The sequence below is a fragment of the Mycobacterium sp. genome, assembly GCF_049281135.1.
GTDB lineage: Bacteria > Actinomycetota > Actinomycetes > Mycobacteriales > Mycobacteriaceae > Mycobacterium.
The window spans coordinates 1-10,105 of record NZ_JBAPRN010000718.1 but is presented as its reverse complement, the minus strand read 5'-3'; the positions used below and the strand labels follow the sequence as shown (position 1 = coordinate 10,105).

Here is a 10,105-nt window from a genome sequence, read left to right as displayed (position 1 = left end):
CCCGATATCGCAACGGATTCCACCGCCGTGGTGCCCGCGCCGGATCGGGTGTTCAAGGACCAGATCTTGGATGCCGCCTACGCTGAGGCGGGTATCGGACCCCAAGACGTCAGCCTGGCCGAGGTTTACGACCTCTCTACTGCTTTGGAGCTGGACTGGTATGAGCACTTGGGACTGTGCCCCAAGGGCGAAGCCGAGGCGCTTCTGCGCAGCGGAGCCACCGCGATCGGCGGGAAGGTCCCGGTGAACGCGTCGGGCGGGCTGGCGTGCTTCGGCGAGGCGATTCCCGCCCAGGCGATCGCCCAGGTGTGTGAGTTGACCTGGCAGCTGCGCGGTCAGGCCACCGGCCGTCAGGTGGAGGGCGCCACAGTCGGCGTCACCGCAAACCAAGGCCTGTTCGGCCACGGCTCGTCGGTGATCGTCGCGCGCTAGCTCGATGGATCCTTCGTGGTGTCCAGGGTCTCCAGCACCACTTCGGCAACGTGCTTCATCGTGGTCCGACGATCCATCGCCGCGCGCTGGATCCACTTGAACGCCTCGGGCTCGGTCATGCCCTGGTTGGCCTGCAATATGCCTTTGGCCCGTTCGACCAGCTTGCGGGTCTCCAGCCGATCGGACAACGTCTCGACCTCGCGCTCCAGCGCCCTGATCTCGCTGAATCGGCTGAGCGCCAACTCAATTGCGGGAATCAAGTCCGAGATCGTGAACGGCTTCACCAGATAGGCCATCGCCCCGGCGTCGCGTGCGCGCTCGACCAAGTCGCGCTGGCTGAACGCCGTCAGCACCACGATCGGCGCGATCCGTTTGCTGGCGATCTCCGATGCGGCGTCGATGCCATCGCGGCGCGGCATCTTGACGTCCATGATCACCAGATCGGGCTTCAGCTGCTCGGCCAGTTCGACGGCTTCCTGGCCGTCGCCGGCCTCGCCGACGATCTCATAGCCCTCTTCGCGCAGCATCTCGGCCAAGTCGAGCCGGATGAGCGCCTCGTCCTCGGCGATGAGAACCCGGTGCGAGGTGCGCGCGTCGTCGTCGGTCATAACGGACATTCTCCCGTGCACCGCGCCGATCCTCGACCGCGGGGCTCTGAGTCGGCTCGCATGGACCCATCCTCTATGGTGGGAGGCCGTAGTCAGCAGGCCCTCGTATCCCAACTGGCAGAGGAAACGGATTCAAAACCCGTCCAGTGTGAGTTCGAATCTCACCGAGGGCACCCGCACTGTGGAAGCATTAGAGCAGGTAGACGGCATTTTCATGTTTGCTGGATCGCCGCATCACCCCCTCGTGCCCACAATTTGCCCACAGTTTCAGATAACTTGTCGGCAACTGCAGTGAAGTCAGAGTCGAAAAGATCGGCGTAGACGTCGAGGGTCATAGCCGCTGAGGCGTGCCCGAGCATCCGCTGAACCACCTTCGGATTCGCCCCTGAACCGATTGCCAGAGACGCCGCGGTGTGCCGCAGATCATGCGCGGTCACCCGCGGGAACGTCTTGTCCGCACGCTGGCAGCGTTCGACCGCACCGGCTAGCCACGATTTCGTTGTGGGCGGGGCGAGGTAGCCACCGTCAGCCGCCGGCCAAATTAGGTCGTTGCGATCCTTGCCCTCGCACGTCGCGGCCAGGTGGTCGACCACGAATGTGGGTAGCGCCACCGAGCGGCTACGTCCGCTCTTGAGTGTCCCGACGTGCGTGCGGCCACCGACAGCCACCGCGTTCTCATGCAACACGATTCGGCGCTTCAGGAAGTTAACATCGGAGACCCGCAGCGCCGCAGCCTCGCCCCACCGCAGGCCCACCGTCCCCAGCAGCAGGATGAGTGACCCATACCGCCCCGACTCTGCAGCGAGGCTGTACAACTGTTCGGGTGTCAGATAAACGTTGGCACGCCTGGCTTTTCGCGGCATCTTGACCCCGCGCGCGGGGTTCACGGCCAGCAGCCGGTCCCGCACGGCGTCGTCGAGGATGGCCGCCAGCACCGAGTGGACTGTGATCACCCTCGACGCACTCAGATCTTTTGACAGCTCCGCGATCCACGCCTGCACCGCGGTGTAGCGGATCTCGGCAACCCTGGCTCCGCGCCAGCGCGGCTCGACATGGACACGCCAGGCGCTCTCGTAGGAGCGGTACCCGCTGGGTTTCATGTGCCCTTCTTTGCGGACCAGCCACGCCGGACCCAGCTCGCCCACCGTCACGCGCCCGAGGGACGGCGCAACGTACTCCCCTCGCGCTTTGTTGACCTCAACCGAATTGGCGAACACCTCCGCGTCCCGCTTCGTCGTGAAGCCGCGTTTGTCGGTCTGCCCGCGGCCTGGTGTGCGGTAGCGGACGCGGTAAAGCGTTGCGCCGCTTGCGGTTTGGTATTTGCTAATCGTTGCCATCGGCGAATGCTTTCTCGAGTTCGGCGCGCAGCTCGCGGGAGATTCGACCGCGCTTCTGCTGGTTGGCGTCCGGCCCGGCGCGCCGGTCGCGTTCCTTGCTAAATGTGGTCTGCCACAACTCGGCCGAGAGGCTCGCGAGCTCCAGGGCGCTGAGTCCGAGGCGCTTGGCCAATCGGTGCTCAGTCAATCCTCCTAGAGGAATCACCGTCCCAACGTCAGCAAAAACCACCCCTTCCGCTTTCCTCGCCCGCTCAAACCACTCGCGAAACGACTGCGGGTCCTCGGACGCAAAGAACTGCCCTCGGCATGCGGCCGCCAGTAAACGAGCCGGAAGAGACATGCGGTCGGTCAGGGCAACCCACCCCTCGCCGTCCACGAGGTCAGCAAGGGTCACACCCCACGTGGGGACCTCCTTGCGTTGTTCCGCGGTGCCCTCCAAAGCGAACTGCAAGGCCATGCCAACCGCGAGCACCGTAGCGAAGCTCGGCGCCGACCGGCCAGCCTCGAAATCCCCTACCGCCGAGGCCGTCCAGCGCAGCCCGACAAGGCGCGCACTCTGGGCCAGCTCGTCTTGGGTGACGCCGATAGCGGAGCGGGTGCGCTTGCAGTTCCGGCCGACGAGTACGGCGAGCGACTCTGGCTGATCGGGCATGCCCCGTAATGTATCGGAAAGCTCCGTGGCTTGACAAGAGTTGCAGCGATGTGTTTTCGTTATCAAGTCACGGATGTTTCCGATACGAGAGGTCAAGATGACCACCATTCCCACTGACATCGACACGGCCACCCCGGCTCAGGTGGCTCCGGTACTGGACACCACTGAGGCCGGCCTTGCTCAGATGCGTTACCGCGGGACTGGCCCCCGGTTCGTCAAGCGCGGGCGCCGCGTGCTGTACCGGTGGTCCGACGTGCGGGATTACCTGAACGCCAACACAATTCAGCGCACAGATGACCCGCGGGGAGTCGGTGTTGCATGAGCCCGCCGGAACGAGAAAAGCCGGCCCCGACAGGCCGGCTCTCTCCTAAATGCATCGCGTACAACGATTCTACCGCGATCGTTCAGGGGCTGCACCGACGCCGCGCTGCGTCACAGCGATTGCCGGTATTGGACTGCCGTCGATCGGATCCGTGGTTTTACCCCGAGCCCGACGAACGCGGCTACGCCGACTACGCCGCCGCCGCCTCGCATTTGTTGGAACTGGGCTTAACGCCTGCACCGAACGTGCCTGCCATGCGATCGATGTGGAAGGCCCGCGGCGAGAGCCAGCGCGTCGCATGGGCGATCGCTGAGCGTTGGGAGGTGATCCCGTGACCGACGCGCGACACCCCGAGCGATGGCTGAACGACCGCCGCATCCAACAGTTATCGAGCGAGGCGTTTTTCGCGTTCTCCAACGCACTGCTGTGGTCGGTGTCGAACCGGACGGATGGAGTTATCAAGTTCGCCGATCTTGAGCTGATACCCCGCTGCAAATCCGGCGATGCCGACGAGCTGGTCGAGTCCAAACTGTGGAAGCAGCAGCGCGACGGGTGGCTGATCCTCGACTACAGGGCCACGCAGCGGAGCCGAAAACAGCTCGAAAGTGACGACAAATACCGCGAGCGTGAACGTGACCGTGTCGCACGTGTACGCGCGTACGAACGAGAGCAATCGCAGGTCAGCGAGTTTGACGACCTTAACGTACGTACGGATGTACGCGCGTACGAACGCACCGACCATATAGGACAGGGCTTTACGCAAGATGCCTCGAAAAAGAAACCAACCTCCTACGCAACCAACTACGTAAGTGTCGACGACGCCATCGACAACCCGTCCTCGCGCGAGTTTGGGGATTGGTTCGCTGCCGGCGCCGATTATGAGCCGCCATCCATCGACGCTGACGGCTTCCCGTTGGACGTCCGATGAGCACGGGCGCCTTCTCGGCGAATTACGTCCAGGCCGCCTGCCATTGCCGGCCGATGCGCATGTGCCCGTTCTGCAAGCGCTGGCTCAAACCTTCCAAGCCAAAAGTGAGGCAGCCATGACTGACAAGCAGGTCCTGCGAGCGAAACCTATTGCACTGCGACTGATCTTGGCGGGCAAAAACAACGATGGCGAAGGCGCGGAGCACACGCTCGCCGACGTCGAAAAAATCCTCCGCGACGACCCTGCCACCTACGTGATCCTGTGCAGCGCGATCGCCCACTACGCGGCCTCGGCGCTCAGCGCCCTAGATAAGCACTTCGGCGACGACTGGGGCGGTCGCCTGCTCGATGCCTGGTTGGTGGACGCCCTCGATAAGGAGGCGGCACTTGATGACTGACGAGGAATGGCGCGAAATCCCAGGGTTTGAGGGCTGGTATGAGGTGAGCTCATGCGGCCGTGTCCGCAGCGTGAAGCGCATCGTCGTCAGAAGCAACGGTAGGCGCTACACGGTCAAGGAACGGATACGCCGCATCTCTATCGACAAACGCAATGGGTTTCGATACGTCACGCTGGCCACCGGCAAGCGCGGCCGCTATCACACGGCGTACTTGCACCTGCTTGTCGATCCTGCCCTGGTCTGGAAGTGAGACCGTGGCAACCAGAAAAGTATCTGTAACCGCAGATCTTGAAAGTATCTGTTACCGCGAAAGTATGTGTTACCGCCATCTGGATAGGCATCGGACTTGCGGAGGCTTCGTCATGGTGACCATCGACCAGTCCCTCGCCAATCCGGCCAAACGCGGGTGCACACGTATAAAGCCGCAGGTCAGAGGCATATCTAGCCATGGTAACCATGGTGGGGGTGTCAAATCAGTCCCAGAATCAAGATCAGGCGACCCCTCCAGCCGAACGTGTGTGAACGGTGGCGTTCCCAATTGAATCTGGATATCTGTTACCGAACTCCCCTCCGAATCAAAAGTATCTGTAACCGCCAAAGTATCTGTTACCGACCAAGGAGCAACTGAATGGCCAACCGATTCCCGCCGCCCCGGCCGCTCGACCTACTTGCCCGCAAAGTGTGGGCCCGACAATCGCAGCGACTGTATCGCGACGGCCGGTGGCACAGCGTCGACCAGGATCTCGTCTGCCTGTTCTGCGAGACGACCTCGATGTACCTGCGGCTGAAGGCCGATATCGAAGATCAGGGAATGCTGGTCAAGGGCCGCGGTGACGTGGTGGTGCGCCATCCAGGATTAACCCCGCTCGCACAGGCCCGGGCCGACATGCTGCGCATCGCCAAAGCCATTCCGTTGGCGGTACCGGCCGCGCAGTCCGATGGGTTCGGCGCCGAGGTCGATCGGCTGCTCGAGGACATTCGATGAGCAGCCATTACGGGATGACGGTGGAGCAGTACGCCGCGCAGATCCGGGGCTGGGCCGAGTTCGACAAGGAGTGGCGCCGGCATAAAGAGCTGGCGCCGGTCGATCCGAACGCGGTGTTCAACTTCGCGCGCGTCGCGGCGACGTGGGAGCGGCTGCGGTACGACATGCACACCAAGGGCGCGTCGCCTGGTGACCGGAACAGGCTCGACGAGCTCACCAAGAAGCTCCAGGGATTGGCAACGCAGCTCGGGCTGAACGGCAGGGTCGACCCCGACAGGTGGCTGCCCGGTGATCCTGGCGTGCTGATAGCGCTCAGGGGCAACGCGCTCCAGCCGTGGCACGAGTTTTCTGCATACAAGCCGCGGAGGGACCAGTGACCGAGTTCGAACGCAAAGTTCTCAAACTGTTCCGCGCTGCCATCGGCTTCCTGAGAATCGACGACGAGGGCTGCGCGCCATCGGAATGGCAGGACGTCGTTAAAGCAGCGAACCTGTGCCGCGATATCCGACTTTGGAGCCTGGGCGGCTTTTTGCCCGAGCTGGCTAAGTCTGACGCGTTTTTTGAGGCTGTCGACGCCCTGGAAATGGTCCTGGCGACCTATGCGGTGGTATCCGCGGACAACCCAGAAGTGGTGGCGCGGTGGCGAAACGCGATGACAGGAATCGCCGAACTGGAGGCTGCGTAATGTCGAACACGCGTGCTATTCTGATGTTGCGTCCGACTTGTACTGGACGCAATCCGGGTTGTCGGGTTGAGCTTGAAGAGAGTTCTGCTGCAACGCCTGGGACTAGGCCGTTGGCCACGGGATGGATTTCCCGTCGCTCACCGTTTAGGCCCACGCTGTGAGGCACGAACACGATTCGCCACCGACGTCGACCCACGTTTCATTTACCAACCCTGGAAACAGGGCTATCCAATTAAGAGAAGGTTAATTGTGAACATTAATGGTGAGCTGGCCGATATCACCGGCCAGATTCAAGGGCTAGTCAACGAGCGGTTTGCGTTGTTGAAGTCCTACCAAACCGGGCAGATCTCAAAGGATCGCTATGCCGGACAGGTCGAACGGATTGAACGCCAGGCGGACGTCCTCAACGATCACAAACAGTCCATCCAGGCCACGAAGAAAGCTCTAGCCAAGTACGGCGGCGGCGCGGATATGCCCGCCGCGGGTGCCGGATATGGGGCGCCGATCGCCGAACGGAAGTCCGATAGCGGTAAGCACTGGGCGGAATTGGTGAACAACGCGCCCTACATGGCGTCGCCGACGATGGCCGATGCCGGGCAGCGCCAGCAGCTCGAGATGGCCATCGCGTCAAAGATGCCCGCGCGCATTGAGATCAAGGCCGCGGAGCGGGCTCGGGCAGGCTTCCATGCCGGTACGCAGACTAAGGCGGCGATCGCGGAGGGGTCATTCTCCCCGGCGTTGCCTGGTCTCGAAATCCCGAACAAGTACATGAGCTTTCCGTACGAACCGACAAGGCTCTCAAGCTATTTGCCGGGCGCCGCGATGGACCGCGTCAGCGCGTTCTGGATCTCCGAAACCGCGCACGCCAACGAGGCCAGCACTCCCGGTGAAGGTGGAACCAAGCCCGACCTGGGGCCGACCCTGACGAACAACGAAGTTACGGCGACCAAGATCGCAGGTTTGTTCAGCTACACCTACGAGGTCGAGCTCGACGTCCCCGGCGGCGTCAGCGGGTGGATTCTCTACAGCCTGCAGCGCTCGATCATCAATCAGGAAAACAACCTGTTGCTCAAAGCGGTCAGTGGGACCAACAACGCCACCTTCAACGGCTGGCTCAACACCAGCGGCACGTTGACAAAGGACGGGGCCGGGTTGAACGGTTTGGATGCGATCATTCAGGCCGCGGCCGCGATGCGTTCGTCGTCATCTTCGTTCGCGTCCCCCGACCTGCTGATCACGTCGCCCAATACGGTCGCGGCGATCCTGCAAGAAAAGGACAACCAGGGCCGGTACCTGAATGACATCATCTATGGCGCTGGACCCGGCGGTCTTACCTGGAATGGCGGCCCGAATGACTCCATTTCTCCGGAGATGCAGAAGTTCGGCACGACACCGCAGGGCATGGAGGGCGGCAATTTGCACCTGGCCGGCATCCCGGTCGTGCAATCGACTCAAATCGCTGACTACACCGCGGTGATGCTGTCCACCCGCAATGGCGGCGGGGTGTACTGGGTCCGTCAAAACATGTTCGTGCTGTACGACCCCTATACATTGGCCAGCACGAACGAATACCGTTACGTGGCCGAGCAAAGATGTGCGCTGTCGGTTCCGCGTCCGGCCGCCGTTTCCCTGATTAGCGATCTGGCCGGCACGTCCTAATGATGCCGGAAGGGTTCGCGACCGGCAGCGCTGAATACACCGAATACTCCCTCCAGTGCTGGTATGAGGACCGGTGGCCATTCGGGACGCTGCAGCCCCGGCGCGAACCCGACCCGGTGTTGTTTCTTTCCACAGACAACGAAGATTGAGGTAAATAATCATGGCCATTACTACTGGGCAGCACGCGGTGACGACTACCGCCGTCCAACTATTCGCCCCCTCTGGAGAGGCGCCGATCCAGCATGCGCTCGTGTATTCCAGCGCCGCGGCGTTTATCGGCGGCGCGGGTGTGACGGCATCGACAGGGCTTCCGATTCCGGCGACAACCGTTGTGCAAATTCCGCTGACCGGGGCTGAGACGGGTACCGCGGAGGCCGTCTACGCGGTCACCAGCTCGAGCGCGACGGTCAGCTACTTCCTGGTGACCTAACGAAGTTTCCCCGCTGCGCCTGGGTTTTACTACTGGCATTGTTTTCCTCGGGCGCGCGGGGGAATGGGCAGCGCCTCGAGACCGCTGCCCGGGTTGGCCGGCGAACTGCCTCTACTCGGTTCGTCGGCCAACCCACCCACCAAAACCCTTGGGAGAGTTGAACAATGGCTTCAGACGAAGATGCGATATTCGTTGATGTGGTCGCCCGCGCAGATGAGGCCTCATTCGACGAAGTCGAACGGTCCCTCAAGGACCGGCTCAAGGATGCAACCTCGGGAATCTCCGACGGTCTTAAAGATCTCGTCGGGGGCCATGGCGGCGTCCTCGACAACTTCAAAGACGAGTTCAGCGGCATCGGCGAAAAGCTCCACGAATCGATATCCGGCGCGTTGACCGGCAGGGAATGGGATTCCCTCGGAAAGCAGGCGGGAACCGCTCTCGGACAAGGCGTTACGGACGCACTCAAAGACGTCACCCACGGCAACCTAGGCGGCGTCCTCGACAACTTCGGTCATCTCGGCGACGTTCTCGGGGGCGCGGTCGATAAGATCACTTCCAAGCTTGACAGCCTGGACAAAGCCGGCGGCGCTATCGGAAATGTGTTGTCCGGCAAGGGCAGCGGTAACGACCTCAGTGACATCATCGGCGGCGCGAAAGACTTGGGACTCAAGATTCCCGGTCCGATCAACGACCTCGAGGCCGTCAGCAAGGTCGTCGACAAACTTAACGAGCACCCCGGCCAGTTCGAAGACTGGATGTCGACCAACATTCCCGGCATGTCGTCGGCGGAAAGCCTGATTCAGAACGGCCCCGACCAGCTCGGCACCTGGCTGCATAACCAGGTCACCGGAATGCCTGCGACCCCGGAGGCGCACGACGCGGCCAGCGATAAGTGGTCGTCGTCGGTGGCGAACGAGGTGGACGTCACCTCCGAAAACGCGACGATCTCGGCGTCCGAAGTCTCTCTCGGCGGCAACATTTCGCTACCGCCCGGTCTCACGTCGGGCAACGAACACATCGGGGGCAGTTCAGCGGCATCGGGTTATGTGGCCTCGCTCGGCGGCGGGGGCAGCGGTGGCGGCTCCATCGGTGCCGCGTCCTCAGGGGACGGCTATGCCCAGCTCGGCAGCTTCGCCCAAGGCGGCGATATCACCGGTCCGGGTCCGACCGGCGTGGATTCAGTGCTGGCGATGCTGGCTCCCGGCGAACGGGTTCTGACTCCATCGCAAAACGAAGCTTGGAAATCAATGCTGCATTTCGCCGGCGGTGGCGAGACTGTAGACGTTGGCGGCGGCAGCACTGGCGGCGGCGAGGACTCTGGCGGTGACGGCGAGAGTGTGGACTCTAGCGGCGATGGCGGTAACAGCGACCAGGGCGGCGATGGTGGCGCGCCCGGAACTGTTGGCGGCACTGAAGCTCCGGGGTCTGTCCAAGACGCTGCTGATCAAGCACAGGGCGAGACTGTCGACATGGACGCGGTCGACCCCGCTCAAGAGGGAATCGCTGGCGGCACAAAGACATCCAAGGGCATTCAGGACCAAAGCTACGGCTACGGCAAAGGCTTTCAGGTCAGCGGTCAGGGTCTGATCGGCTTCGCCGAGAGCCTGCCGGGGGCAATCGGTTCCGCGGCTGCATCGGGTGCCACGTCCGCTGCATCTCCCGGCTCGGGG

General features: G+C 62.6%; 14 protein-coding genes, 1 tRNA gene and 1 pseudogene. 13 read left to right on the top strand and 3 right to left on the bottom strand.

Features of this window, described 5'->3' with window-relative positions:
* Positions 1–432: thiolase C-terminal domain-containing protein (locus WAN02_RS28660; protein ID WP_422268772.1), on the top strand; the 432-nt coding region annotated here is incomplete at its 5' end.
* Here the strand turns inward: WAN02_RS28660 and WAN02_RS28655 are convergent.
* Entirely contained in the window at positions 429–1,040 is a 612-nt protein-coding gene (locus WAN02_RS28655) for an ANTAR domain-containing response regulator (protein ID WP_422268770.1), read from the bottom strand. The genes WAN02_RS28660 and WAN02_RS28655 overlap by 4 nt on opposite strands.
* Before the next feature lie 99 nt (positions 1,041–1,139).
* On the opposite strand from WAN02_RS28655, the gene WAN02_RS28650 reads away from it, so the two are divergent.
* Positions 1,140–1,213, top strand: a tRNA-Leu gene (locus tag WAN02_RS28650).
* Positions 1,214–1,252: 39 nt separating this feature from the next.
* Here the strand turns inward: WAN02_RS28650 and WAN02_RS28645 are convergent.
* The gene (locus WAN02_RS28645) at positions 1,253–2,377 is read right to left on the bottom strand and encodes a tyrosine-type recombinase/integrase (protein WP_422268768.1); all 1,125 of its coding nucleotides are present in this window, start codon (positions 2,375–2,377) and stop codon (positions 1,253–1,255) included.
* Entirely contained in the window at positions 2,364–3,029 is a 666-nt protein-coding gene (locus WAN02_RS28640) for a hypothetical protein (protein WP_422268766.1), read from the bottom strand. Before WAN02_RS28640 ends, WAN02_RS28645 begins: the two co-directional genes overlap by 14 nt.
* Positions 3,030–3,102: 73 nt before the next feature.
* On the opposite strand from WAN02_RS28640, the gene WAN02_RS28635 reads away from it, so the two are divergent.
* From WAN02_RS28635 to WAN02_RS28585, 11 genes and pseudogenes are all read left to right on the top strand, one after another.
* A complete protein-coding gene (locus tag WAN02_RS28635; protein ID WP_422268764.1) occupies positions 3,103–3,351 on the top strand; it encodes a DNA-binding protein in 249 nt (82 codons plus the stop codon).
* Positions 3,348–3,686 carry a hypothetical protein gene (locus WAN02_RS28630; protein ID WP_422268762.1) on the top strand — a complete coding sequence of 113 codons (339 nt, stop codon included), beginning with the start codon at positions 3,348–3,350 and terminating at the stop codon, positions 3,684–3,686. The genes WAN02_RS28635 and WAN02_RS28630 overlap by 4 nt, the downstream gene beginning before the upstream one ends.
* Entirely contained in the window at positions 3,683–4,279 is a 597-nt protein-coding gene (locus WAN02_RS28625; protein ID WP_422268760.1) for a hypothetical protein, read from the top strand. Before WAN02_RS28630 ends, WAN02_RS28625 begins: the two co-directional genes overlap by 4 nt.
* Before the next feature lie 43 nt (positions 4,280–4,322).
* Positions 4,323–4,676: a hypothetical protein gene (locus WAN02_RS28620; RefSeq protein WP_422268758.1), complete on the top strand. Its 354-nt coding sequence runs from the start codon at positions 4,323–4,325 to the stop codon at positions 4,674–4,676.
* Positions 4,669–4,926, top strand: coding sequence for an NUMOD4 domain-containing protein (locus WAN02_RS28615; protein ID WP_422268756.1), 258 nt, complete (start codon positions 4,669–4,671; stop codon positions 4,924–4,926). Before WAN02_RS28620 ends, WAN02_RS28615 begins: the two co-directional genes overlap by 8 nt.
* A 378-nt stretch (positions 4,927–5,304) precedes the next feature.
* On the top strand, positions 5,305–5,661 hold the full coding sequence (locus WAN02_RS28610; protein ID WP_422268754.1) for a P27 family phage terminase small subunit: 357 nt from the start codon (positions 5,305–5,307) through the stop codon (positions 5,659–5,661).
* Positions 5,658–6,038, top strand: coding sequence for a hypothetical protein (locus tag WAN02_RS28605; RefSeq protein ID WP_422268752.1), 381 nt, complete (start codon positions 5,658–5,660; stop codon positions 6,036–6,038). Before WAN02_RS28610 ends, WAN02_RS28605 begins: the two co-directional genes overlap by 4 nt.
* Positions 6,035–6,346: a hypothetical protein gene (locus WAN02_RS28600; RefSeq protein WP_422268751.1), complete on the top strand. Its 312-nt coding sequence runs from the start codon at positions 6,035–6,037 to the stop codon at positions 6,344–6,346. Before WAN02_RS28605 ends, WAN02_RS28600 begins: the two co-directional genes overlap by 4 nt.
* A 72-nt stretch (positions 6,347–6,418) precedes the next feature.
* The gene (locus WAN02_RS28595) at positions 6,419–8,005 is read left to right on the top strand and encodes a phage major capsid protein (RefSeq protein ID WP_422268749.1); all 1,587 of its coding nucleotides are present in this window, start codon (positions 6,419–6,421) and stop codon (positions 8,003–8,005) included.
* A 160-nt stretch (positions 8,006–8,165) separates the two neighbouring features.
* On the top strand, positions 8,166–8,435 hold the full coding sequence (locus WAN02_RS28590; RefSeq protein WP_422268747.1) for a hypothetical protein: 270 nt from the start codon (positions 8,166–8,168) through the stop codon (positions 8,433–8,435).
* A 164-nt stretch (positions 8,436–8,599) separates the two neighbouring features.
* Positions 8,600–10,105, top strand: a pseudogene (locus WAN02_RS28585) (hypothetical protein); the annotation flags it as partial.

Excerpts from the sequence above, each read along its gene's own strand:
- WAN02_RS28655 (WP_422268770.1), bottom strand. The coding sequence starts at position 1,040 with ATGACCGACGACGACGCGCGCACCTCGCACCGGGTTCTCATCGCCGAG.
- WAN02_RS28645 (WP_422268768.1), bottom strand. The coding sequence starts at position 2,377 with ATGGCAACGATTAGCAAATACCAAACCGCAAGCGGCGCAACGCTTTAC.
- WAN02_RS28640 (WP_422268766.1), bottom strand. The coding sequence starts at position 3,029 with ATGCCCGATCAGCCAGAGTCGCTCGCCGTACTCGTCGGCCGGAACTGC.
- WAN02_RS28635 (WP_422268764.1), top strand. The coding sequence starts at position 3,103 with ATGTTTCCGATACGAGAGGTCAAGATGACCACCATTCCCACTGACATC.
- WAN02_RS28630 (WP_422268762.1), top strand. The coding sequence starts at position 3,348 with ATGAGCCCGCCGGAACGAGAAAAGCCGGCCCCGACAGGCCGGCTCTCT.
- WAN02_RS28615 (WP_422268756.1), top strand. The coding sequence starts at position 4,669 with ATGACTGACGAGGAATGGCGCGAAATCCCAGGGTTTGAGGGCTGGTAT.
- WAN02_RS28610 (WP_422268754.1), top strand. The coding sequence starts at position 5,305 with ATGGCCAACCGATTCCCGCCGCCCCGGCCGCTCGACCTACTTGCCCGC.
- WAN02_RS28605 (WP_422268752.1), top strand. The coding sequence starts at position 5,658 with ATGAGCAGCCATTACGGGATGACGGTGGAGCAGTACGCCGCGCAGATC.
- WAN02_RS28590 (WP_422268747.1), top strand. The coding sequence starts at position 8,166 with ATGGCCATTACTACTGGGCAGCACGCGGTGACGACTACCGCCGTCCAA.